The organism is Geodermatophilus sp. SYSU D00766 (assembly GCF_054049915.1).
In genome coordinates, this window is sequence record NZ_JBJGYI010000010.1 from 85,318 (window position 1) to 108,173 (window position 22,856).

General features: G+C 76.5%; 22 protein-coding genes and 1 pseudogene. 15 read left to right on the plus strand and 8 right to left on the minus strand.

All coding sequences use genetic code 11. The annotated features are described in order from the left end of the window. The first annotated feature begins 7 nt into the window (after positions 1–7). Entirely contained in the window at positions 8–1,144 is a 1,137-nt protein-coding gene (locus ACI8AD_RS10640) for a phosphatidate cytidylyltransferase (protein ID WP_456870492.1), read from the plus strand. Here ACI8AD_RS10640 and ACI8AD_RS10645 read toward each other — a convergent pair. The 3 genes from ACI8AD_RS10645 to ACI8AD_RS10655 are packed head-to-tail and all read right to left on the minus strand — an operon-like array spanning position 1,108 to position 3,650. Further along, positions 1,108–2,202, minus strand: coding sequence for a GNAT family N-acetyltransferase (locus ACI8AD_RS10645; RefSeq protein WP_456870493.1), 1,095 nt, complete (start codon positions 2,200–2,202; stop codon positions 1,108–1,110). The two genes, ACI8AD_RS10640 and ACI8AD_RS10645, sit on opposite strands and share 37 nt — an antisense overlap. Next, entirely contained in the window at positions 2,199–2,963 is a 765-nt protein-coding gene (locus ACI8AD_RS10650; RefSeq protein WP_456870494.1) for a polyphosphate kinase 2 family protein, read from the minus strand. The genes ACI8AD_RS10645 and ACI8AD_RS10650 overlap by 4 nt, the downstream gene beginning before the upstream one ends. Positions 2,964–3,008: 45 nt before the next feature. Beyond that, positions 3,009–3,650, minus strand: coding sequence for a TrmH family RNA methyltransferase (locus ACI8AD_RS10655; protein ID WP_456870495.1), 642 nt, complete (start codon positions 3,648–3,650; stop codon positions 3,009–3,011). Positions 3,651–3,755: 105 nt separating this feature from the next. Between ACI8AD_RS10655 and ACI8AD_RS10660 the strand changes: the two genes are divergently transcribed. The 3 genes from ACI8AD_RS10660 (at position 3,756) to ACI8AD_RS10670 (ending at position 6,894) form a co-directional block, all read left to right on the plus strand. Next, positions 3,756–4,943 (plus strand): hypothetical protein, encoded by a 1,188-nt coding sequence (locus ACI8AD_RS10660; protein WP_456870496.1) that lies wholly within the window; start codon positions 3,756–3,758, stop codon positions 4,941–4,943. Positions 4,944–5,005: 62 nt separating this feature from the next. Continuing rightward, a complete protein-coding gene (gene rlmN / locus ACI8AD_RS10665) occupies positions 5,006–6,181 on the plus strand; it encodes a 23S rRNA (adenine(2503)-C(2))-methyltransferase RlmN (RefSeq protein ID WP_456870497.1) in 1,176 nt (391 codons plus the stop codon). After that, positions 6,178–6,894 (plus strand): VIT1/CCC1 transporter family protein, encoded by a 717-nt coding sequence (locus tag ACI8AD_RS10670; protein ID WP_456870498.1) that lies wholly within the window; start codon positions 6,178–6,180, stop codon positions 6,892–6,894. The genes rlmN and ACI8AD_RS10670 overlap by 4 nt, the downstream gene beginning before the upstream one ends. Before the next feature lie 60 nt (positions 6,895–6,954). On the opposite strand, the gene ACI8AD_RS10675 is transcribed toward ACI8AD_RS10670, so the two are convergent. The 3 genes from ACI8AD_RS10675 to ACI8AD_RS10685 are packed head-to-tail and all read right to left on the minus strand — an operon-like array spanning position 6,955 to position 9,268. Further along, positions 6,955–7,275, minus strand: coding sequence for a DUF2631 domain-containing protein (locus ACI8AD_RS10675; protein ID WP_456870499.1), 321 nt, complete (start codon positions 7,273–7,275; stop codon positions 6,955–6,957). Positions 7,276–7,331: 56 nt separating this feature from the next. After that, positions 7,332–8,309, minus strand: coding sequence for an LCP family protein (locus ACI8AD_RS10680; protein ID WP_456870500.1), 978 nt, complete (start codon positions 8,307–8,309; stop codon positions 7,332–7,334). A 2-nt stretch (positions 8,310–8,311) separates the two neighbouring features. Beyond that, positions 8,312–9,268 carry a hypothetical protein gene (locus ACI8AD_RS10685; protein ID WP_456870501.1) on the minus strand — a complete coding sequence of 319 codons (957 nt, stop codon included), beginning with the start codon at positions 9,266–9,268 and terminating at the stop codon, positions 8,312–8,314. A 161-nt stretch (positions 9,269–9,429) separates the two neighbouring features. Here ACI8AD_RS10685 and dxr point away from each other — a divergent pair, with 161 nt between their 5' ends. From dxr to ACI8AD_RS10710, 5 genes are read left to right on the plus strand one after another with little or no spacing between them, the layout of a single operon-like run. Further along, on the plus strand, positions 9,430–10,632 hold the full coding sequence (gene dxr, locus ACI8AD_RS10690) for a 1-deoxy-D-xylulose-5-phosphate reductoisomerase (protein WP_456870502.1): 1,203 nt from the start codon (positions 9,430–9,432) through the stop codon (positions 10,630–10,632). A 23-nt stretch (positions 10,633–10,655) separates the two neighbouring features. Next, a complete protein-coding gene (locus ACI8AD_RS10695; RefSeq protein WP_456870524.1) occupies positions 10,656–12,011 on the plus strand; it encodes a M50 family metallopeptidase in 1,356 nt (451 codons plus the stop codon). Positions 12,012–12,052: 41 nt separating this feature from the next. Beyond that, positions 12,053–13,213: a flavodoxin-dependent (E)-4-hydroxy-3-methylbut-2-enyl-diphosphate synthase gene (gene ispG, locus ACI8AD_RS10700; RefSeq protein ID WP_456870503.1), complete on the plus strand. Its 1,161-nt coding sequence runs from the start codon at positions 12,053–12,055 to the stop codon at positions 13,211–13,213. A gap of 15 nt (positions 13,214–13,228) precedes the next feature. Beyond that, complete coding sequence (locus ACI8AD_RS10705; RefSeq protein ID WP_456870504.1) at positions 13,229–14,080, plus strand: GNAT family N-acetyltransferase; 852 nt, start codon at positions 13,229–13,231, stop codon at positions 14,078–14,080. Positions 14,081–14,122: 42 nt separating this feature from the next. Continuing rightward, entirely contained in the window at positions 14,123–16,018 is a 1,896-nt protein-coding gene (locus ACI8AD_RS10710; protein ID WP_456870505.1) for a penicillin-binding transpeptidase domain-containing protein, read from the plus strand. Here the strand turns inward: ACI8AD_RS10710 and ACI8AD_RS10715 are convergent. Then, positions 16,015–16,467, minus strand: coding sequence for a ferritin-like domain-containing protein (locus tag ACI8AD_RS10715; RefSeq protein WP_456870506.1), 453 nt, complete (start codon positions 16,465–16,467; stop codon positions 16,015–16,017). The two genes, ACI8AD_RS10710 and ACI8AD_RS10715, sit on opposite strands and share 4 nt — an antisense overlap. Positions 16,468–16,494: 27 nt before the next feature. Beyond that, positions 16,495–16,983, minus strand: coding sequence for a hypothetical protein (locus ACI8AD_RS10720; RefSeq protein WP_456870507.1), 489 nt, complete (start codon positions 16,981–16,983; stop codon positions 16,495–16,497). A 232-nt stretch (positions 16,984–17,215) separates the two neighbouring features. Between ACI8AD_RS10720 and rimP the strand changes: the two genes are divergently transcribed. From rimP to ACI8AD_RS10750, 6 genes and pseudogenes are all read left to right on the plus strand, one after another. Continuing rightward, positions 17,216–17,875 (plus strand): ribosome maturation factor RimP, encoded by a 660-nt coding sequence (gene rimP, locus ACI8AD_RS10725; RefSeq protein ID WP_456870508.1) that lies wholly within the window; start codon positions 17,216–17,218, stop codon positions 17,873–17,875. After that, a complete protein-coding gene (nusA, locus tag ACI8AD_RS10730; RefSeq protein ID WP_456870509.1) occupies positions 17,872–19,005 on the plus strand; it encodes a transcription termination factor NusA in 1,134 nt (377 codons plus the stop codon). Before rimP ends, nusA begins: the two co-directional genes overlap by 4 nt. Positions 19,006–19,046: 41 nt before the next feature. Then, entirely contained in the window at positions 19,047–19,421 is a 375-nt protein-coding gene (locus ACI8AD_RS10735) for a YlxR family protein (RefSeq protein ID WP_456870525.1), read from the plus strand. 69 nt (positions 19,422–19,490) lie between these two features. Then, positions 19,491–19,634, plus strand: a pseudogene (locus ACI8AD_RS10740) (translation initiation factor IF-2 N-terminal domain-containing protein); the annotation flags it as partial. Between the two features lie 1,041 nt (positions 19,635–20,675). Continuing rightward, on the plus strand, positions 20,676–22,508 hold the full coding sequence (gene infB, locus ACI8AD_RS10745) for a translation initiation factor IF-2 (RefSeq protein ID WP_456870526.1): 1,833 nt from the start codon (positions 20,676–20,678) through the stop codon (positions 22,506–22,508). A gap of 25 nt (positions 22,509–22,533) precedes the next feature. After that, positions 22,534–22,848, plus strand: a complete 315-nt coding sequence (locus ACI8AD_RS10750) for a DUF503 domain-containing protein (protein ID WP_456870510.1) — start codon at positions 22,534–22,536, stop codon at positions 22,846–22,848. The last annotated feature ends 8 nt before the right edge of the window (positions 22,849–22,856 follow it).

Genomic DNA, 22,856 nt, shown 5'->3' on the forward strand with positions numbered 1-22,856 from the left:
TCCTCCGATGACCTCCCGTCCCGACGCCGCCGGGGCCGGCCCGTCCGGCGACGCAGCCGACACCGGGCCGATCCCGGTCGTCCGGCGCACCGGGCCGTTGCCGCCCCCGCCGGTCGTGCCCGGCGCCGGCCCGGCTCCCGACCCGGTCCGGCCGGTCGGGCCGCCCACCGCGCCCGTCGCCCGGCCGCAGGCGCCCACGCCGGCCACCCAGGAGATCGCCGTCCCGGTGGCCGCCCCCGCCGGCGCCAGCGCGGCCACGGGACTCGACGCGGACGGCGCCCTCGGCCCGGGCGGCGTGCCGGACCCCGAGCCGGACCTGGTGCCGCCGACGAGCAGCCGCGCCGGCCGCAACCTGGTCGCCGCCATCGCCGTCGGGCTCGGGCTGGGCGCGGTCATCCTCGCCTCGCTGCTGGTCTACCGGCCGGCGTTCCTGCTGGTCGTCGGCGTGGCGATCCTGGTCGGCGTCGTCGAGCTGGTCCGCGCGCTGGAGGCCGGTGGCGCGCGTGCCCCGCTGGTGCCGCTGCTGGTCGGCACGGTCGCCATGCTGGCGCTGGCCTGGACCCGCGGGGCCGACGGGCTGGTGGCCGCGTTCCTGTTCACCGTGGTCGCCGTCCTGCTGTGGCGGCTCGCCGACGGGCCCGAGGACTACCTCCGCGACGCCACCACCGGCGTCTTCGTCGCCCTGTACGTGCCGCTGCTCGCCGGCTTCTGCGTGCTGCTGCTGGTGCCCGACGACGGCGCGGCGCGGGTGCTCGCCTTCATCGCCACCGTCGTCGGCAACGACGTCGGCGGGTACACCGCCGGCGTGCTGTTCGGCCGGCACCCGATGGCGCCGTCGGTCAGCCCGAAGAAGTCCTGGGAGGGGATGGGCGGGTCGATCGTGGCCTGCGTCGCCGTCGCCACCCCGATCGTCACCCTCGCCCTCGACGGGCCCTGGTGGGGTGGCGTGCTCCTCGGGGTCGCCCTGGCGGTCACCGCCACGGTCGGCGACCTCGGCGAGTCCCTGCTCAAGCGCGACCTCGGCATCAAGGACATGGGCACCCTGCTGCCCGGCCACGGCGGGATCATGGACCGCCTCGACAGCCTGCTGCCCTCGGCCGCGGTGGCCTACCTGCTGCTGTCCTGGGTGGCACCTGCAGGCTGAGGGCCGGTCACGTCCCAGACCGAGCCGACGACGGCGAAGCCGCGCCGCGCGTACCAGTGGCGCGGCCAGTCCGCGGCGTCGGCCTCCAGCACGACCAGGTCGCACCCGGCGCCGGCGGCCAGCTCCAGGGCCCGCGCGAGCACCGCGTCGGCGTGCCCGCGGCCGCGAGCCTCCGGGTCGGTCATCACCGACTCGACGGCCGCCGTGGCGCCGTCCACCCGGAGCTGGCCGGCCGCCACCACCCGGCCGTCGGTCCGCACGACGACGTCGTGCACCGCCACCACCCGCCCGGTGCGATGCTCCCGGCCGACGAGCTGCGCGACGACCTCGTCGAGGTCGGGCGCCCCGGCCAGGGAGCGGCGCCACGAGGCCTCCCACAGCGGGTGCACCACCCGCTGGTCGACCACCTCGGCGCGCTCGGCGCCGGGCAGCCCGGGGGCCGGTGAGCGGGCCATGACCAGCAGCTCCTCCGCCTGCCACCCGCGCCCGGCCAGCCGGGCGGCGACCTCGCCGGCGCCGTTCCAGGTCAGCGTCGCGGCGGGGTGCGGCAGGTCCACCTCGACGGCGGTCCGGGCGATCGTCTCGGCGTCGACCGGTTCCCCGAGCACCAGCCGGTTGTCGTCGTAGGAGTGCGGGAACTGCTGGTCGAGCACCGCGACGCCGCCGGCGACGTCGCGCACCTCGGCGGCCCGACGTGTCCGCACCGACAGCGACAGCGCTCCCGCCCGGCCCAGCGCGTCGTCCGGCGGCGGGAGCACGGGCTCGGCCGGCGGCCGGTACGGCACGACGGCGACCACCGCGCTCGTCGGGAGCGGCCCGTGGAACCGCGGGGAGCGCGTGCCGTCGGCGCCGGGCTCCTCCCGCACCGGGTCCGGCAGCCGGGCGGGGTCGACGACGAGCAGCACGAGGTCGCGCCGGCCGGGGTGCAGCCGCGCGGCGGGCAGGTGCACCTGCCCGGGGTGCCAGAGGTGCACGACCGGGCCGGGTGGCCGCAGCGCCCCGGCGTCGAGCGCGGCCCGCCAGTCGGCCGGCGTGCAGAGGTGGACGAGCGTGCTCACGCCACCGGGGCGTCCGGGTCGACGCCGCGGGCGGCCAGCGCCGACTCGATCGCCTCGCACACCGTGCGGACGACGGCGACCCGCGCGTAGCGCTTGTCGTCGGCCGGCACGACCGTCCAGCGCCCGCCCGGGTGGTCGGTGCGCTCGAGCATCTCCTCGACGGCGTCCTCGTAGGCCTCCCGCTTCTCGCGGTTGCGCCAGTCCTCGTCGGTGAGCTTCCACGCGCGGTAGGGGTCGTCGCGGCGGGACTCGAAGCGGCGCAGCTGCTCCTCGGGGGAGACGTGCATCCAGAACTTGACCAGCACGGTGCCCTCGGCCGCCAGCGTGGTCTCCAGGTCGACGATCTCCTGGTAGGCGCGTTGCCACTGCTCGTCGGTGGCGAAGCCCTCGACCCGTTCCACGAGCACGCGGCCGTACCAGGTGCGGTCGAGCACGGCCATGCCGCCCCAGCCGGGCAGCACCGGCCAGAAGCGCCACAGGAAGTGGTGCCGCTTCTCGTCGTAGGAGGGGGCGGCGAACTGGGCGACCCGCACGTGCCGCGGGTCGAGCTCGTCGACCAGCCGCTTGATCGCCCCGCCCTTGCCCGAGGCGTCCCAACCCTCGAAGAGCACGCACAGCGGCGGGCCGAGCTCTCCGGACCCGATCTGCCCGCCGAGCAGGAGGCGCAGGTGCACCAGGCGCTGCTGGGCCTCGGCGAGCTGCTGCTTGCCGTCCTTCTTCGACAGCTGCGCGGTCAGGTCGACGTCGTCGAGTCGGCTCACCCCGCCGAGCCTGGCCCACCGGGCCGGGGTCGGCACGCGGGAGCCTCAGCCGGCCCCGAGGTCGGCGTGCTGCCGGATCCACGCGTGCATCGCGATGCCCGCCGCGACGCCGGCGTTGATCGAGCGGGTCGACCCGAACTGGGCGATGGACAGCACGTCGCCGGCCACCCCCCGGGCCTCCTCCGACAGCCCGGTGCCCTCCTGGCCGAACAGCAGCACGCACGCCCGCGGCAGCTCCGCCGTCTCCAGTGGCCGGGCGCCGGGCAGGTTGTCGACGGCGAGGACCGGCAGGCCGGCGTCGCCCGCCCAGGCACCCAGCGCCGCGGCGTCGGGGTGGTGGCGCACCGAGAGGTAGCGGTCGGTGACCATCGCGCCGCGGCGGTTCCAGCGGCGACGGCCGACGACGTGCACCTCGGCGGCGAGGAACGCGTTCGCGGTGCGCACGACCGTGCCGATGTTGAGGTCGTGCCGCCAGTTCTCGATGGCGACGTGGAAGCCGTGCCGCCGCGGGTCGAGGTCGGCCACGATCGCCTCGACGGTCCAGTAGCGGTACCGGTCGACGACGTTGCGCCGGTCGCCGGCGGCCAGGAGCTCCGGGTCGTAGCGGGGGTCCTCGGGCCAGGGACCCTCCCACGGGCCCACCCCGACGCTGTCGAGCGGGACGGGCGCCTCCTCGGCGTGACTCACCTCCCCGACGCTAGCTGGCCGCGCCTCCGGCACCCGGCCGCGTCCGTCCGGCACGATGACTCCTCCGGGTGATCTTTGAATGACGATGCGTTACGGCGAGGTGGGATGACGGCACAGCAGGACGACGAGGTGCCGGAGGTCCCGGACGGAGCCGGGACCGCCGCCGACCAGGAGACGGCGCCGGGGGCTCCGCTGCCGTCGGCGGTGGAGGAGTGGCAGGACTGGCTGCCCGAGTGGCTGACGGAGCCCGCGGAGCCGGAGCCCGAGGCGGGGGGTCCCGCGGAGGCGGCTCTCCCGGCCGACCCCGCCACGGGGGAGGAGGTCCCTGCCGAGGTCCCCGCCGAGGTCGACACCGAGGTCCCCGAGCCGGCGGAGGTCCCCGAGCCGGCGGAGGACCCCGAGCCGGCGGAGGACCCCGAGCCGGAGGCAGACCTCGAGGAGCTCGCCGCCTACGAGGAGACCGACGCCCCGGAGGAGACCGGCGCCTCCGAGGAGGCCGCCGTCCCCGAGGAGGTCGCCGCCCCACCGGCGTTCGCCGATCTCTCCTGGCCGGACGCGACCGACACCGGGACCGTGCCGCCGCGGGTCGTCGTCCGCCCGCGGGAGCGGCCCCGCCGCCGGCTGGGGGTCGCCGTCCTGGCCTGCCTGTTCGCGATCGGCGGCATCGTGGGCGCGGCCCTGGTGGAGCGGTCCTCGTCCGGGACGGCGCCGTCGGCCGCCGTGCAGGCCTCACCGAGTGCGGGACCCACGCCCAGCAGGGCGGCCCCCACACCCCGGGACACCGGCATCGGCGACGCCGTCGCGGCCGCGCCGACGACCGACGTCCCGGCACCGACGGTGGCCGAGCAGCCGCCCTCCCCGGCCCCGGTGCCGACCCGAGAGCCGGAGCCCGTCCTCGCCGCGACGCCTCCCGCCACCCCGCCCGCGCCCGTGCCCGTCGCCGCGCCGGCGCCGCCGCCCGCGGCCGCCCCGTCCGCGGCGCCCGAGCCGTCGCCCGTCCTCCCGCAGCAGCCGGCCGCGCCGACCTCGATCGGCACGGGTTCGATCGGCAGCGGGCCGGGTCCGCGGCCGGCCCCCGGCGGGACGCCGTCCCCCGAGCCCGAGCCGACGCCGACGTCCCCGTCGGCCCCGCCGCCGCCGATCACCCCCGACCCGCCGGTCCCGCCGCCGGTCGACGACACCACCGAGCCGGAGGACCCGGAGGGACCGACCGACCCGCCGGAGCCCGACGGCGGGCAGGCCGAGCCCGCGCCGGTGGCCACCCCGACCGACGCCGGGCAGCCGGGGGCCTGAGCGAGCCACCTCACCGGCGGGCGGGCCCACGGGCGGCACGCGGGTGGGACCATGGGAGGGCCATGACTGCCCTGCCGCTCGTCTTCGACGCCCCCCGCCGGGGCAAGCCGCCGCGCCACCTCGCCGACCTCACCCGCGCGGAGGCGCGTGCCGCCGTCACCGAGCTCGGGCAGCCGGCCTTCCGCGCCGACCAGCTGGCCCGGCACTTCTTCCGCGGGGTCACCGACCCGGCGGAGATGACCGACCTGCCCGCCGCCGCGCGCGACAGCCTCGCCGGGACGCTGCTGCCCGGGCTGCTGACGCCCGTGCGCACCCTGAGCGCCGACGGCGGCCGCACGCGCAAGACGCTGTGGCGGCTGCACGACGGCGCGCTGGTGGAGAGCGTGCTCATGCGCTATCCCGACCGGGCCACCGTGTGCATCTCCAGCCAGGCCGGCTGCGGCATGGCCTGCCCCTTCTGCGCCACCGGCCAGAACGGGCTGACCCGGAACCTCTCGGCGGCGGAGATCATCGGCCAGGCGGTCGCGGCGGCCGCGGCGATGGCGAACGGGGAGGTCCCCGGCGGGCCGGGACGGCTGTCCAACGTCGTCTTCATGGGCATGGGAGAGCCGCTGGCCAACTACGCCCGGGTCCGCCGGACCCTCGACGCGCTCGTGACGCCGGCACCGCACGGCCTGGGCCTGTCCCAGCGGTCGGTGACCGTCTCCACGGTCGGCGTCGTCCCGGCCATCCGGAAGCTCACCGAGGAGGGCCTCGCGGTCACCCTCGCGGTCAGCCTGCACGCGCCCGACGACGAGCTGCGCGACACCCTCGTGCCGATCAACACCCGGTGGAAGGTGGGCGAGGTCGTCGACGCCGCCGACGCCTACGCCGCCCGCACCGGCCGCCGCTACTCGGTGGAGTACGCGCTCATCCGCGACGTCAACGACCAGCCCGAGCGGGCCGACCTGCTCGGCCGGCTGCTGGCCGGGAAGCGCGCCCACGTGAACCTCATCCCGCTCAACCCGACGCCGGGCAGCCCGTGGGACGCCAGCCCGCTGCCCGCGCAGCGGGAGTTCGTGGCCCGGCTGCGCGCCGCCGGGGTGCCGACGACGGTCCGCGACACCCGCGGGCAGGACATCGACGGCGCCTGCGGGCAGCTGGCCGCCGCCGACCGGGTCGAGGGCGTCCCCGCCGTGGCCGTGCCCGCGCCGTCCCTCGAGCCGCCGGTGGAGCTGGGCGCCGAGGCGGACGAGTGACCTCGGAGGCCCCGGCCGAGGCCCACGAGCACAGCCACGCCGACGTCTCGGGCGGGTGGCTGCGGGCCGCCGTCTTCGGCGCGATGGACGGGCTGGTCACCAACACCGCGCTGGTCGCCGGCGTCGGCGGCGGCGGCGCCTCCTCGCGCGCGATCGTGCTCTCCGGGGTGGCGAGCCTGGTCGCCGGCGCCATCTCGATGGCGCTGGGGGAGTACACCTCGGTGCGCACCCAGAACGAGCAGCTCGACCTCGAGGTGGAGAAGGAGCGGCGCGAGCTCGAGCGCAACCCCGGCGGTGAGCTTGCCGAGCTGGTGGAGATGATGCGGGTCCGCGGGGTGGACCCCGGCCTGGCGCGGCAGGTGGCCGTGCAGCTGCACCGCGACCCCGACGTCGCCCTGCGGCTGCACGTGGTCGCCGAGCTCGGGCTCAGCCCGAGTGACAAGCCCTCCCCGCGGACGGCGGCGGTCTCCTCGTTCCTCACCTTCGCCACCGGTGCGGTGGTCCCGCTGCTGCCCTACCTGCTCGGGTTCTCGCTGCTGTGGGTGGCGCTGCTGGCCGGCGGGATCGGCCTGTTCACCGCCGGGGCGCTGTCCGCGCGCTTCACCCCGCGGCCGTGGTGGTACGCGGGCGGGCGCCAGCTGCTGTTCGGCGCGCTGGCCGCGGGGATCACCTACGCCGTCGGCGCGGCCATCGGGGTCACTGCGGCGACGTGACGAAGGACCCCCTCCTCCCCACCGCTCGCAGGCTCGCGGCGGTGCCCTGGAGGGGGCCGACTAGGGGCGCCAGGCGGTGCGCTTGCGGCGCAGGTCCCACAGCAGCATGCCGGCCATGATCGCGGCGATGGCCAGCAGCCACAGGTCCTCCATGCGGGCCTCGTGGTTGCCCCACAGGTAGGACAGGATCGCCAGGGTCATCACCCAGCCGACGATCTGCGCCCACTTGCCGGCGCGGGCGTGCCAGCCCCAGTCCTCGGGGCGCTCCTCCTCGATCGGGTGTGCCCCGGCCCGGACGACGCCCTCCTCGCGGTTGGGCTGGTTGACCCGCGCCGTGGCGGGGTTGTCCTGCGCGATCCGGGCGCGGTGCAGCTCGCTCACGGTCCCCATCCTGCCAGCCGCCCCCGCGTCGCACCGGCCGAGGGGACGGCGGGTCGTCAGCCGTCGCAGGACAGCCCGGCGGCGGCCACGGTGGCGTGCGTCCCCGCCGTCGCCTCGCGGGCCAGCGTGCCGCCCTCCGGCTCGCCGGCCGGCAGGACGGTGACCGGGCCGACGTCGGCCCGGGCCAGGGACGCCAGGTCGGCGACGGAGGTCCCGGGGTCGACGGTGAGGGCGCCGGAGGCGGCCCAGGCCACCGACTGCAGCCGCCACGGCGCGGCCAGGGCCCGCTGCACCTGCTCGGTCAGGGCGGCCAGGACGCTGCCCGCCGCGCCGGCGCGGCCGTCGGGGTCGACCGGCGCGGGCACCCAGGCGCCGTCGACGAGGTGCTCGGGGTGGCGGGAGCGGACGAGGGCGAGTGCGGTGGCGCCGTCGACGCGCTGGCGGCCGGCGCGTTCCAGCAGCAGGCCGGCCGGCTGGTCGCGGACGGGCTCGGGGACGTCGACCTCCAGCCCGCCGGCGGCGTCGACCACCGCGGCGAAGCCGGCGAGGTCCACGCCGGCCAGGTGGTCGGTGGGGATGCCGAGGCCGCACAGTGCGGCCACGGTGGTCTGCGGGCTGTCGAGCCACGTCAGTGCGAGGCGCCCGGGGCGCCCGTGGACGCGGACGACGAGGTCGCGCGGGACCGAGGTGACCGTGGTGCCCGCGTCGGTCTGGTGGACCACCAGGACCACGTCGGCCCGGCTGCCCGGCACGGCCTCCTCGGTGCCGAAGTCGCGCGGGTCGGCGCCCTTGGGGAGGCGGGCCCGGGAGTCCAGGCCGACCAGGACCCAGGTGCGGCCGTCGGAGTCGTCCGCGGCCAGGTCGACGTCGACCTCGCCGACCCGGCCGGCGAGGACGGCGGCGTCGGCGCCCACGACGACGAGCAGCAGCACGAGGACGGCGAGGGCGACCCTGGGCCACCTCCGCCGTCCGCAACGCGGCCGACGCCGGCCAGGGGAGCCCCGGCCGGCGTCGGTGTCGTGCGGTGCGGTCATGCTCAGACCTGCGCGGCCTCCGCGGCCTGCGCCGAGCGGCGGCGGGTGACGAGCACCAGGCCACCACCCAGCGCCAGGGCGCCGGCGCCCAGGCCCAGCGGCAGCGCGATGCTGGCGCCGGTGTAGGCCAGGTGGTCACCGGAGCCGGAGCCCGCGGCGGCGGCCACGGTGAAGGCCTCCTGGAAGTAGGTGCCCTGGTCGCCCTCGTAGACCAGCGTGTGCGCACCGGCCGGGGTGCCGGCGGGCAGGGTGAACTCGACGCGGACGTAGCCGCGGGTGTCGGCGGTGGCGGTGGCGACCGTCTGCGGGGCGGAGTGCAGGGTCACGGTGACCTTCTCGCCCGGCTTGAAGCCGCTGAGGATCTTCACGACCTTCTGGCCGGGGGCGGCGGTGTCGCCGGTCGCGCCGCCGCTGTCGGGGCTGGCCACACCGGGGGTGTTGGCCGCGGTGCCGCGGATCTGGCCGGTCGGCGCGACGGTCGGCTTGGCCGGGGTGGTCGGCTCGGCGGTGGGGGTGGCGGCCGGCGCGGCCTCGAGGGTGAAGGAGAAGTCGGGGTAGTAGTCCGCGACCTCCGCGTACGGCTCGCAGGTGGCCCAGACGACGTACTCGCCGGGGGCCGCGGCGGTCGAGAACAGCGCCGTGGCCGTCCAGGTGCCCTCAGCGTCCACCGGCCCCTCGAGGCTGAGCACCGGCTCGGCGGTGTCGGGGGAGGTCTCGACGTCCGCCGCCTTGAGGAAGTCCACGTAGACGATGGCCTGCTCGCCCTCGGGGGCGACGCAGTCGGTGCCGGTCAGCAGGTAGGGCTGGCCGATGACGGCCGTGCCGGAGCCCTCGAGGGGCGGGAGGGAGCCGTCGACGGGGACGGCGAGGGCCGCGGGCGCGAACGCGAGACCGGCCGCGGCGGTGCCGACGGCGAGCCCTGCGACGGTGCAGAGGCGGAGCGGGGACACGCGGGACATGAGGCCCTCCTGGGTCTGTGGCCCGGGCGGTCGGGCCGTCAACAGCTACATCGGCAGACACACGCCGCGCTGTACCGGAGTGATCAATCGGGGGCAGGAGGGGCAGGTGGGTCCCCTGGGGCCTGATACCGCTCCTGGGACGGGGTTGGCAGGATCACCGCATGAGCGAGCCGCGCGAGGTGACCGTGCTGGGCTCCACCGGCTCGATCGGCCGGCAGGCGATCGCGGTCGCCGGGCAGAACCCCGACCGGCTGCGGATCACCGCGCTGGCCGCCGGCGGCGGGGACGTCGCCCGGCTGGCCGAGCAGGCCCTCACCCTCGGCGTGCGCACCGTGGCCGTCGCCCGCGCGACGGCGGCCCAGGACCTGCAGCTGGCGTTCTACGCGGCGGCGTCGCGGCGCGGGTGGGCGAAGGGCGAGTACGCGCTGCCGGAGATCCTCGCCGGCCCGCGGGCGGCCGAGGAGCTGGCCGCCCGCCCCGCCGACGTCGTCCTCAACGGCATCACCGGCTCGATCGGCCTGGGCCCCACGCTCGCGGCGCTCCGGGCCGGCACCGTCGTCGCCCTGGCCAACAAGGAGTCGCTGGTCGCCGGCGGCGACCTGGTCACCGCCGCGGCCGCGCCCGGCCAGCTGGTGCCGGTCGACTCCGAGCACTCGGCGCTGGCCCAGTGCCTGCGCGGCGGGCGGCCCGACGAGGTGGCCCGGCTGGTGCTCACCGCCAGCGGCGGGCCGTTCCGCGGCCGCGACGCCGCCGACCTCGCCGACGTCACGCCCGACCAGGCGCTGGCGCACCCGACGTGGGACATGGGCCCGGTCGTGACGATCAACTCCGCGACCCTGGTCAACAAGGGCCTGGAGCTCATCGAGGCGCACCTGCTCTTCGGCGTCCCCTACGCCGACATCGACGTCGTGGTGCACCCGCAGTCGATCGTGCACTCGATGGTCACCTTCACCGACGGCGCCACCCTCGCCCAGGCCAGCCCGCCGGACATGCGGCTGCCGATCGCGCTGGCCCTGGCCTGGCCCGACCGGCTGCCGCACGTGCAGCCGGCCCTCGACTGGTCGACGGCGAGCACGTGGGAGTTCGCGCCGCTGGACGACGACGCGTTCCCCGCCGTCCGGCTGGCGCGCGCCGCGGGGGAGGCCGGCGGCGTCGTCCCGGCGGTGTTCAACGCCGCCAACGAGGAGGCGGTCGCGGCGTTCCTCGCCGGCCGGCTGCGTTTCCCGGACGTCGTGGGCCTGGTCGCGCGTACGCTCGACGACGCGCCGGACCTCGGCGCCCCCACCTGCGTGGACGACGTGCTGGCCGCCGAGCGCTGGGCCCGGCAGCACGCCCGCGCCGCCCTCGTCGGAGGTCAGAGCTGAGCACCCTCCTGACGGTCCTCGGGATCGTCGCGTTCGCCGTCGGGCTGCTCGCCTCCATCGCCTTCCACGAGGCCGGGCACTTCTGGTGGGCGCGGAAGTTCGGCATGCGGGTGCCGCAGTTCATGGTCGGGTTCGGGCCGACGGTCTTCTCCCGGCGCCGGGGCGAGACCGAGTACGGCATCAAGGCCATCCCGCTGGGCGGCTACGTCCGCATCGTCGGCATGATCCCGCCGGCCGAGGAGGGCGAGAGCACGCGCGCCACCCGGATGCGCAGCTTCATCGCCGAGGTGCGCGGCCAGGCGCTCAACGACGTCCTGCCCAGCGACGCCGGCCGGGTCTTCTACGCCAAGCCCTGGTGGCAGCGCGTGGTCGTCATGGCCGCCGGGCCGCTGCACAACCTGGTCCTGGCCGTCCTGTTCTTCACGATCACGCTCACCGCGATCGGCACGAACGTCATCACCACCCAGGTGCAGACCGTCCCCGCGTGCGTCGTGCCGGCCGGGGCCGAGAGCATCGCCGTCGCCGAGGCCGACCGCAGCGACGTCTGCGACATCCTGATCGTCACCAGCGGCGCCGACGCCGGGCAGGTCTGCGAGGAGGGCAGCGCGAACTGCGCCCGCCCGGTGCCCAGCCCCGCGGCCGAGGCGGGCCTGCGGCCGGGCGACACGATCGTCGCCATCGACGGGCAGCCGGTCGACCCCACCGCCCACGACAGCTGGACGGTGGTGCAGTCGGCGATCCGCGGCTCGGCGGGGGAGCCGCTGGACCTCGTCGTCGAGCGCGACGGCGAGCGCCGCGACCTGACCGTCACCCCGATCGAGAACGTCATCGCCACCGAGGACGGCACGGTGACCGCCGGCTACCTCGGCGTCGGCCCGGTGGTCGGCTTCGCCCGCCAGTCCGTCGCCGACCTGCCCGGCTACTTCGGCACGGTGGTCAGCCAGTCGGTGCAGCGGCTGGTCGAGATCCCCGAGAAGGTCCCCCAGCTGTTCCGCGCGGCGTTCCTGGGCGAGGAGCGCGACGAGAACGGGCCCATCGGCGTGGTCGGCGTCGGCCGGATCTCCGGTGAGGTCTTCGCCATCCAGGAGTTCAGCGGCGCGGAGAAGCTCAGCTTCTTCCTCAGCCTGCTGGCCAGCGTCAACCTCGTGCTGTTCCTGTTCAACCTGCTGCCGATCTACCCGCTCGACGGCGGTCACGTGGCCGGGGCGCTGTACGAGAAGGCCCGCTCCGTCGTCGCCCGACTGCGCGGCCGGCCCGACCCCGGCCCGTTCGACATCGCCCGCCTGATGCCGGTCGCCTACGTCGTCGCCGGGCTGTTCATCGCCCTGTCGGGGCTGCTGCTCGTCGCCGACGTCGTCAACCCGATCACACTCCGGTAGGCGTCGGCGCTCCTCCCGCCGCAGCGGGGATACTCGGGGTCATGGCGACCTCCGTCGGTCTCGGCATGCCCGCACTGCCCCCGCCCGTCCTCGCGCCCCGGCGCAAGACCCGCCAGCTCATGGTGGGCGACGTCGGCGTCGGCAGCGACCACCCCGTCAGCGTGCAGTCGATGACGACGACGAAGACCGCCGACGTCAACGCCACGCTGCAGCAGATCGCCGAGCTCACCGCGTCGGGCTGCCAGATCGTGCGCGTCGCCGTCCCCGACACCGACGACGCCGAGGCGCTGCCGGTCATCGCCCGCAAGTCGCAGATCCCGGTCATCGCCGACATCCACTTCCAGCCGCGCTACGTCTTCGCCGCGATCGACGCCGGCTGCGCCGCCGTGCGCGTGAACCCCGGCAACATCAAGAAGTTCGACGACAAGGTCGGCGACATCGCCAGGGCGGCCAAGGCGGCCGGCATCCCGATCCGCATCGGCGTCAACGCCGGCTCGCTGGACAAGCGGCTGCTGGCCAAGTACGGCAGGGCCACGCCCGAGGCGCTGGTCGAGTCGGCGCTGTGGGAGTGCTCGCTGTTCGAGGAGCACGACTTCCGCGACATCAAGATCTCGGTCAAGCACAACGACCCCGTCGTCATGGTGCGCGCCTACGAGCTGCTCGCCGCGCAGTGCGACTACCCGCTGCACCTCGGCGTCACCGAGGCCGGCCCCGCCTTCCAGGGCACCATCAAGTCCGCCGTCGCCTTCGGCGCCCTGCTCAGCCAGGGCATCGGCGACACCATCCGCGTCTCCCTCTCCGCGCCGCCCGCGGAGGAGGTCAAGGTCGGCAACCAGATCCTCGAGTCGCTCAACCTCAGGCAGCGTGGGCTGGAGATCGTCAGCTGCCCGTCGTGCGGCCGCGCCCAGGTCGACGTCTACAAGCTCGCCGACGAGGTCACCGCCGGACTCGAGGGCATGGAGGTGCCGCTGCGGGTGGCCGTCATGGGCTGCGTCGTCAACGGCCCCGGCGAGGCCCGCGAGGCCGACCTCGGTGTGGCCTCCGGCAACGGCAAGGGCCAGATCTTCGTCAAGGGCGAGGTCATCAAGACCGTGCCCGAGTCGCAGATCGTCGAGACGCTCATCGAGGAGGCCATGCGGCTCGCCGGCGAGCAGCTCGACGACGGCGTCGCCTCCGGCCCGCCGGTCGTCAGCGTCGGCTGACCTCCCGCTCCGCCCGTGCTCCGCTCACCGACCGCCCGCGTCCTCGACGAGGGCGACGAGGCGGCCGTCCGCCGCCTGCTGGCCGCCGACCCGGTCGCGGCCTGCGTGCTCGCCGGCCGGGTGGAGGCGGTCGGCACCGCCCCGACGGCGCTCGGCGCGCCGCTGTGGGGCATCGGCAGCGGCCGCAGCCTCGACGCGGTCTGCCTGGCCGGGGCCAACCTGATCCCGTTCGCCGTCCCCGGCGCCGAGCGGGCCGCCGCCACCGCCTTCGCCGAGCGGGCCCGGCGGGCCGGGCGGCGCTGCTCGACGATCGTCGGCCCGGCCGCCGCCGTCGACCCGCTGTGGGAGCAGCTCGAGCCCTCCTGGGGGCCGGCCCGCGACCACCGGCCCCGGCAGCCGCTGCTGGCCATCGAGGGCCCGCCGGCCGTCGTCCCCGAGCCGCGGGTGCGGCCGGTCCGCCCGTCCGAGGTCGACGTGCTGCTGCCCGCCGCGGTGGCCATGTTCACCGAGGAGGTCGGGGTCAGCCCGCTGCGGGTCGACGGCGGCGCCGGCTACCGCGCGCGGGTCGAGGACCTGGTGCGCGCCGGGCAGTCGCTGGCCTGGATCGAGGACGGCCGGGTGCTGTTCAAGGCCGAGATCGGGGCGGTGTCGCGCGCGGCCTGCCAGGTGCAGGGCGTGTGGACCGCGCCGGAGGTGCGGGGCCGCGGGATCGGCGCGGCCGGGATGGCCGCCGTCGTCGAGTACGCGCGGACCGCGATCGCCCCCGTCGTCAGTCTCTACGTGAACGACTACAACGCCCCGGCCCGCGCGGTGTACCGCCGCGTCGGGTTCGCCGAGGTCGGCTGCTACGCCAGCGTCCTCTTCTAGCCTCCCGCGGATCGTCGTCACCGTCTGACAGGGTGTGCCGACGTGGCAGCACGACGCACGGCGGTCCTCGGCACGGTCCTCACCCTCCTGTCCGCACCCGTCCTCACGGCCTGCTCGGGCAGCTCCGAGGACGACGTCCGCGCCGCCGCCCAGGCCTTCCTCGACGACTGGACCGGCGGCGACACCGACGCGGCCGCCGCGGGCACCAGCGACCCCACCGCGACCACCGCACTGCTCGAGCAGACCGCCACCGACCTGCCCGGCGCCACGCTGGCCGCCGAGCTCGGCGACGTCGCCGTCGACGACGGCACCGCCACCGCCGCCTGGACCGCCACCTGGGACCTCGCCGCGGCTCCGGACTGGACCTACGACGCCACCCTCGAGCTGCGGGAGGCCGCGGAGGGCTGGGAGGTCGTCGCCGGGCCGGCGCTGGTGCACCCCGAGCTGGGGGAGGGGCAGCGCCTGCAGCTGACCCGCTCGCTGCCCGAACGCGCCGCGATCACCGACGCCGCCGGCCAGCCGCTGTTCGCCCCCACCGAGGTGGTCAACGTCGGCGTCGACACCGCCCAGGTCACCGACCTGCCGGCGCTCGCCTCGGCGCTGTCGGCGGCCACCGGCGTCGCCGCCGAGGAGATCACCGCCGACGTCCAGGCCGCCCCGCCCGGCCAGTTCGTGCCCGTCATCACCCTGCGCCGGCCGCAGTTCGAGGCCATCCGCGCGCAGGTGTTCGACCTCCCCGGCGCCGTCTTCCCCACCGACACCCGGCTGCTCGCCCCGTCCCCCCGCTTCGCCGCCGCACTGCTCGGCCGGGTCGGCGAGGCCACCGCCGAGGTGATCGAGGAGACCACCACCGACGGGGTCGCCGCCTACGCCGCCGGCGACCAGCTGGGCCTGTCCGGCCTGCAGCGGGCCTTCCAGGAGCAGCTCACCGGCACCCCCGGCTACACCGTCTCGGTGGTCAGCACCGACGAGGCCACCGGCGACCCCGGCCGCGAGGTGGCCGCCGTCGCGCCGGTGCCCGGCAGCCCGCTGCAGACGCCGATCGTCCGCGCGCTGCAGGAGGCCGCCGACGGCGCCGTCGCCACCCAGCCGCTGCCCACCCACCTGGTCGTCGTGCGGCCGGGCACCGGCGAGCTGCTCGCCGTCTCCTCCAACGAGGCCGCCGCGGCCGGCAACGCGCTGACCGGGCAGTACCCGCCCGGCTCGAGCATGAAGACGATCACCGCGACGGCGCTGCTGTCGGCCGGCACGGTGACCCCCGACACCCCGGTCCCGTGCCCGGGGACGACGGTCGTCGACGGCCGGGAGTTCGAGAACCAGGACCAGTTCGACCTCGGCACCGTGCCGTTCACCGAGGCCTTCGCCCAGTCCTGCAACACGACCTTCATCGAGACCGCCCTGCAGCTGCCCGACGACGCGCTGGCCGCCGCGGCCGCCTCCTACGGCGTCGGCAGCGACTGGCAGCTCCCCGTCGAGCTGTTCTCCGGCAGCGTCCCGTCGGACTCCACCGGCACGACCAGGGCGGCCGACGCCATCGGCCAGGGCCAGGTGCTGATGAGCCCGGTCCAGATGGCGCTGGTGGCCGCCGGTGTCGCGGCCGGGACCCCGGCCGTCCCCGTCGAGGTGGTGGGCGCCGAGCCGGCCGGTCCCGCCCCGGCCGGCCCGGCCCCGGCGGTGCTCGACCAGCTCCGGCCGCTGATGCGCCAGGTGGTCCTCAGCGGCACCGCGCGGGAGCTCGCCGACCGCGGCGAGGTGTACGGGAAGACCGGCACCGCGGAGTTCGGCAGCAACACCCCGCCCGACGCGCACGGCTGGTTCGTGGGCTACCAGCTCGCCGGCCCGCAGGGCGACGTCGCGTTCGCGGTGCTGGTCGAGGGCGGGCAGTCCAGCAGCACCGCCGTCGCCGTCACTGACGCCTTCCTCGGCGCCCTGGGCTAGGAGATTCCTGGCAGCGCCGCGGTGGTCTCCGGCCGGCCGGCCGCGGCGCGCCAGGCGACGGCGCGGACCTCCGCGGCCACGAGCGCGTCGAGGGCCAGCCGGCGGACGCCGGTGTCCTCCGCGGCGTCGAGCAGCGCCACCCAGCTCGCCGAGACGCCCTCCTCGAGGACGGCGCCGAGCGCGGCGGCGTCGACCGGCGACAGCACCGGGAAGGGCAGCTCGTAGCCCGCCTCGGCCGGCACCGGGTCGGCGTCGCGCTCGTCGAGCAGCGCGGCCAGCCGGTCGCGGACGTCGCGGTGGGCCTGCTCCCCGTCCACCGCCGGCGCGCGCCCCGCCGGCGGCAGCGCCGCGCCGACGACGCCGTGGCCCCACACCGCCGCGTGCTCGGCGGCCAGGGCCTCCCGCAGGGCGCGGTCCTCCCCGCCGGTCTCCGTCCCGTCAGCGGTCACGTCGGTGCCTCCTCACCAGAGCAGCCCTCACACCAGCGCGGCCTCGTGACCGCGCAGGCCGGCCGCCACCGACCCCAGCAGCGCCGCCCGCGCGCCCGAGGCGTCCAGGCACGCGTCGGCGTGGGAGGCCGCGGCGGCGGCGACCTGCTCGCGCAGCCAGCCCAGCGGGTCCGCACCGGCCGGGGGCGCGGGCGCGGGCGCCGTCGGCGGGGCGGTCGCGGTGGGTGCCGCCTCCCGCAGCCGGTCGAGCTGCTCGCGCGCCTGCGCGGCGAGGGGAGTCACCCGGCCGCCGAGCGCCGGGTCGGCGGCCACGGCGGCGTCGTAGGCGGCCACCACCGCCTCCTGCACGGGCACCTGGCCGGCCAGCCGGTCGTCCTGCTCGGCGGACCGCGCGGCCTCGCCGGCGGAGCCGCCGCCGTCCTCGCCGGAGGTGCACCCGGCCGCCAGCAGCGCCAGCCCGGTGGCGCCGGCCAGCAGCCGGCGCCGGGAGAACCCGGCGGGGGAGGAGGTCGACATCGCGGCCATCCTCCCAGGCGCCCGGTCGCGTCGCCGACAGCGACGGGCGGGTCGGCCGTCGCGGTGTCCCGCCCCGGAGCGGCCGGGACCGGTGCCGCGGGGGAGCGGTAGCCTGACTCCCTCCCGGGTACGTCGCCGTCAGCGGCCGCGCGTGCGCGCCGCCGAGCCGCGGTGCCCGGGGAGTGCGGTCCGCCGAGCACGAGCTCCGACCGGTGCAGAGGGGAGGGAGCCCGTGTCCGCCACGCGTCAGCAGGACCCGGCCGCGACGAGGCTCGCCGGCTGGATCGAGCCGGTCGTCACCGCCGCCGGGTACGACCTCGAGGAGCTGGTGGTCACCCCCGCCGGCCGGCGCAGCGTCGTCCGGGTCGTCGTCGACCGCGACGAGGGCGTGTCCCTCGACGACGTCGCCGAGGTCAGCCGGGCCGTCTCCGCCGTGCTCGACCGCGAGGACGGCGAGCTCGGCCGCGCCCCCTACGTGCTCGAGGTGACCAGCCCCGGCGTCGACCGGCCGCTGACCGAGCCGCGGCACTGGCGGCGCAACACCGGCCGGCTGGTCGCGGTCACCGTCGGCCCGGCCGGCGCCGCCGAGCAGGTGACCGGGCGGGTCACCGCCGTCGACGACGCCGGGGTCACCCTCGCCGTCGAGAAGCCGGGCAAGCCCGGCGCCAAGCGCAAGCCGCCCACCCCGCGGCAGGTGCCGTGGGCGCAGCTGGGCGCCGGCCGGGTGCAGGTCGAGTTCGGCCGCCCCACCCGCGACGACGGCGCCGCCCACGACGAGGACCTGCACGACGAGGACCTGCTCGACGACCCGGCGGACGAGGACCTGCACGACGACGACCTGCACGACGACCCGGCGGACGACGACGAGGGCGACGACGGAGGAGGACAGTGAACATCGACGTGACCGCCCTCAAGGCGGTCGAGCGGGAGAAGGGCATCCCCGCCGACACGGTCATCGAGGCCATCGAGACGGCGCTGGTGACCGCCTACCGGCACGCCGACGGCGCCGCCAAGCACGTGCGGGTGCACGTGGACCGCAAGAGCGGCGAGGTCGCGGTGCTCGCCCAGGAGCTCGGCGCCGACGGCGAGGTCGTGCGCGAGTGGGACGACACCCCCTCCGACTTCGGCCGGATCGCGGCCAGCACCGCCAAGCAGGTGATCGTCCAGCGGCTGCGCGACGCCGAGCACGAGCAGACCTTCGGGGAGTACGCGGGCAAGGAGGGCGACATCGTCAGCGGCGTCGTCCAGGCCGACGCCCGCCGCAACGCCCAGGGCTCGGTCCTGGTCGACATCGGCAAGGTCGAGGCGGTGCTCCCGGCCGCCGAGCAGGTGCCCGGCGAGCGCTACCCGCACGGCAGCCGGCTGCGCGCCTACGTCGTGTCGGTGTCGCGCACCTACCGCGGCCCCCAGGTGACCGTCTCGCGCACCCACCCGAACCTGGTGCGCAAGCTGTTCGCGCTCGAGGTCCCCGAGATCGCCGACGGCAGCGTCGAGATCGTCGCCGTCGCCCGCGAGGCCGGGCACCGCTCGAAGATCGCCGTCCGCACCTCCGTGCCCGGCCTCAACGCCAAGGGCGCCTGCATCGGGCCGATGGGCCAGCGGGTGCGCAACGTCATGAGCGAGCTGCACGGCGAGAAGATCGACATCGTCGACTGGTCCGACGACCCGGCCACCTTCGTCGCCTCGGCGCTGAGCCCGGCCCGGGTGAACAGCGCGACGCTGGTCGACCCCAAGGCCAAGGCGGTGCGCGTCGTCGTCCCCGACTACCAGCTGTCACTGGCCATCGGCAAGGAGGGGCAGAACGCCCGCCTGGCCGCCCGGCTGACCGGCTGCCGCATCGACATCCGCAGCGACGCCCAGGCCGACGACGCGACGCCCTCGCCCGGGGTGGGGCGCCCGCCGCTGCGCTCGGGTCCGCCGCCGGTGCGCGCCGGCGCCGCCGGCGGCCGTCCGTCCCCCGGCGGAGGGGGCCTGCGCCCCGGTGCCCGGCGCCCGGAACAACGGGGGCCCGCCGCGCGCTAGGATGACGGGTGGCCGAAACGTCGATCCCGGTGCGCACCTGTGTGGGCTGCCGGAAGCGCGCTCCGGTCACCGACCTGCTGCGTGTCGTCCACCGGTCCGGGACCCTCGTGCCCGATCCGCGGAGGAGGCTCCCCGGCCGGGGAGCGTCCCTGCACCCCACCCCGGAGTGCCTGCACGCAGCGGAGCGACGCCGGGCCTTCCCCCGGGCGCTGCGCCTCCCCGGAGGCGGCGCCGCGGTGGAGGCCGGTCCGCTCCGGGCCCACGTCCTCGGCGCCGCGGCGCAGGGGGACCACGACCCGGGACGGGCGACACCGAACGAACGACAGACCGCACCCCAGACGGACCGGCACCCGGCCGGTCCGCACGTCGAGAGCAGGACGTCGTCGGATGAGTCAGCCGTGAAGTCCCCACGATGACAAGCCAGACCATGCACCACTGACGACGAGGTCGCGCGGGCGAGCCGCCGGCCTCACCAGAGGAGATCCGTGCCAGGCAAAGCCCGCGTCCACGAACTCGCCAAGGAGTTCGGGGTCGACAGCAAGACCGTGCTCGCCAAGCTCAAGGAGCAGGGCGAGTTCGTGAAGTCCGCCTCCTCCACCGTCGAGGCCCCCGTGGCCCGGCGGCTGCGGGAGGCCCTCGGCGCCGCGACCGGCGGTGGCAACGGCGGCAACGGCGGCAACGGGAGCGCGGCTCCCGCGGCCCGCCCGGCCGCCCCGCGCCCGTCCGCGCCGCAGCCCGCCGCGCAGGCGCCCGCCGCTCCGGCGGCGCCCGCTCCGTCGGTCGGCCAGACCCCGGGCCCGCGCCCGGGTGCGCCGCGTCCCGGTGCCCCGACCCCCGGTCCGCGACCGGTCGCGCCCCAGGCGCCGGCCGCCAGCGCCCCGGCGGCCAGCGCTCCGGCGGCCAGTGCTCCGGTGCAGCAGCCGGCCGCGCCGCAGGGTCCGCGTCCGGCGGCTCCCGGCGCCCCGCGTCCGGGTGCGCCGGCGCAGCGTCCGGCCGGTGGCCCCGTCCCCGGTCCGGCCCGTCCGGCCGCCCCGCGTCCGGCGGCTCCCGGCGCTCCCCGTCCCGGCGGTCCCGCCGCCGCTCCGGGCGCCCCGGGTGCCGGTCCGCGTCCGGGTCCCCGCCCGGCTCCGCGGCCGGGCAACAACCCCTTCAGCAGCGCGCCGCGTCCGGCCGCGGCCGGCCCGCGCCCGGGTCCGGCGGCCGGTGGCCCGCGTCCGGGTCCCGGTGCCGGCGGTCCGCGCCCCGCGCCCGGCGCCGGTGGTCCCCGTCCCGGTGGCCCGCGTCCGGGTCCCGGTGCCGGTGGCCCGCGTCCCGCGGCCGGTCCGGGTGGTCCCCGGCCCAACCCGGGCATGATGCCGCCCCGGCCCTCGCCGGGCATGATGCCGCCGCGTCCGGCCGGTGCCGGCCGTCCCGGCGGTGGTCCCGGTGGTCCCGGCGGCCGTGGCCGCCCGGGTGCCCCGGGTGGTGGCGGTGGCTTCCGTCCCGGTGGCGGTGGCCCCGGTGGCGGCGGCGGCGCGCCGGCCGGCGGGTTCCGCAGCGGCGGTGGCGGTCGCGGCCGTGGCCGCGGTGGCTCCGGTGCCGGCACCGCGGGTGCCTTCGGCCGTCCGGGCGGGCGCGGTCCCGTCCGCGGGCGCAAGAGCAAGAAGCAGCGGCGCCAGGAGTTCGACCAGATGGCGGCGCCCAGCATGGGCGGCGTCAGCCTGCCCCGCGGCAACGGGCAGGTCGTCCGCCTGCCCCGCGGCGCGTCGCTGACCGACCTGGCCGAGCGCATCGGCGCCCAGCCGGCGGCGCTGGTGACCGCCCTGTTCCACCTGGGCGAGATGGTCACCGCGACGCAGTCGGTCAACGAGGACACCCTGCAGCTGCTCGGTGCCGAGATCGGCTGGGACATCCAGGTCGTCTCGCCGGAGGACGAGGACCGCGAGCTCCTCGAGACCTTCGACCTCACCTTCGGCGACGAGGGCGACGAGGACGACTGGGTGGCCCGTCCGCCGGTCGTCACCGTCATGGGTCACGTCGACCACGGCAAGACCAAGCTGCTCGACGCCGTCCGCAACACCAACGTGGTGGCGCGGGAGGCCGGCGGCATCACCCAGCACATCGGCGCCTACCAGGTGCTCACCGAGCTGGAGGGCGAGGAGCGCCCGATCACCTTCATCGACACCCCGGGTCACGAGTCGTTCACCGCGATGCGTGCCCGTGGGGCGAAGGTGACCGACATCGTCGTCCTGGTCGTGGCCGCCGACGACGGCGTCATGCCGCAGACGGTCGAGGCGCTCAACCACGCCCAGGCCGCCGCGGTGCCGATCGTGGTCGCGGTCAACAAGGTGGACAAGGAGGGGGCCAACCCCGCCAAGATCCGCCAGCAGCTCACCGAGTACGGCCTGGTGGCCGAGGAGTACGGCGGCGACACGATGTTCGTCGACGTCTCCGCGACCACCCGGCAGGGCATCGACGACCTGCTCGCGGCGATCCTGCTGACCGCCGACGCCTCGCTGGACCTGCGCGCCAACGCCGAGCAGGACCCGCAGGGCGTGGTCATCGAGGGCAAGCTGGACAAGGGCCGCGGCCCCGTCGCCACGGTGCTCGTCCAGCGCGGCACGCTGCGCGTCGGCGACTCGATCGTGGCCGGCGACGCCTACGGCCGCGTCCGGTCGCTGCTCGACGAGTACGGCAACAAGCTGAAGGAGGCCTCGCCGGCCCGCCCCGTGCAGGTCGTCGGCCTCACCTCGGTGCCGCGTGCCGGTGACACCTTCCTCGTCGTCGAGGAGGACCGCGTCGCCCGGCAGATCGCCGACCGGCGGCAGGCCCGCATCCGCAACGCGCAGAACGCCTCGATGCGCAAGCGGATCAGCCTCGAGGACCTCGACGCCGCGCTCAAGGAGAACCGCCAGCTCAACCTGATCATCAAGGGCGACAACTCGGGCACCGTGGAGGCGCTCGAGGAGGCGCTGATGAAGATCGAGGTGAGCGACGACGTCTCGCTGCGGGTCATCCACCGCGGCGTCGGGTCGATCACCAAGAGCGACATCGACCTGGCGCTGGCCGACGACGTCATCGTCCTGGGCTTCAACGTCCGGGCCGAGGGCCAGGCCACCGAGCTCGCCAACCGCGAGGGCATCGACGTCCGGTACTACTCGGTCATCTACCAGGCGATCGAGGAGATCGAGGCGGCCCTCAAGGGCATGCTCAAGCCGGAGTACGAGGAGGTCGCGCTCGGCACCGCCGAGGTCCGCGAGGTCTTCCGCGTGCCGCGCATCGGCAACGTCGCGGGCTCCATCGTCCGCAGCGGCACGATCAACCGGAACTCCAAGGCCCGGCTGGTCCGTGACGGGGTCGTCGTCGCCGACAACCTCACCGTCGAGTCGCTGCGCCGGTTCAAGGACGACGTCACCGAGGTCCGCGAGGGCTACGAGTGCGGCATCGGCCTGGGGTCGTTCAACGACATCAAGGTCGAGGACGTCATCGAGACCTTCGAGGTCCGCGAGAAGCCGCGCGCCTGACGCACGGGGACGTCGCCCGGCAGCAGTGAGGGAGGAGCACCTGGTGTTCACCGGGTCGCTGACCGCCGACCTGCTGCTGGGCGACGTCCACTCGCTCAAGGGCAAGCGCGCCCTGGTCCGGCCGATCGTGGCCGAGCTGCGGCGCCGCTTCGCCGTGGCCGCGGCCGAGGTGGGCGACGTCGACCTGCACCGGCGCGTGCAGGTCGGCGTCGCCACGGTCGCGGGGGACGCCGGTCAGGTGACCGACGTCCTCGACGCCTGCGAGCGGTTGCTGGCCGAGCGGCCGGAGGTGACCCTGCTGTCGACGCACCGGCAGCTGTTCTCCGACACCGACGACTAGCCGCCCCC

Bases quoted from the DNA above. Each gene is read 5' to 3' on its own strand.
- dxr (WP_456870502.1), top strand. From the start codon at position 9,430: ATGAGCGAGCCGCGCGAGGTGACCGTGCTGGGCTCCACCGGCTCGATC.
- infB (WP_456870526.1), top strand. From the start codon at position 20,676: ATGGCGGCGCCCAGCATGGGCGGCGTCAGCCTGCCCCGCGGCAACGGG.
- ACI8AD_RS10680 (WP_456870500.1), bottom strand. From the start codon at position 8,309: ATGACCGCACCGCACGACACCGACGCCGGCCGGGGCTCCCCTGGCCGG.
- ACI8AD_RS10720 (WP_456870507.1), bottom strand. From the start codon at position 16,983: ATGTCGACCTCCTCCCCCGCCGGGTTCTCCCGGCGCCGGCTGCTGGCC.
- rlmN (WP_456870497.1), top strand. From the start codon at position 5,006: ATGACTGCCCTGCCGCTCGTCTTCGACGCCCCCCGCCGGGGCAAGCCG.
- ispG (WP_456870503.1), top strand. From the start codon at position 12,053: ATGGCGACCTCCGTCGGTCTCGGCATGCCCGCACTGCCCCCGCCCGTC.
- ACI8AD_RS10685 (WP_456870501.1), bottom strand. From the start codon at position 9,268: ATGTCCCGCGTGTCCCCGCTCCGCCTCTGCACCGTCGCAGGGCTCGCC.
- ACI8AD_RS10640 (WP_456870492.1), top strand. From the start codon at position 8: ATGACCTCCCGTCCCGACGCCGCCGGGGCCGGCCCGTCCGGCGACGCA.
- ACI8AD_RS10660 (WP_456870496.1), top strand. From the start codon at position 3,756: ATGACGGCACAGCAGGACGACGAGGTGCCGGAGGTCCCGGACGGAGCC.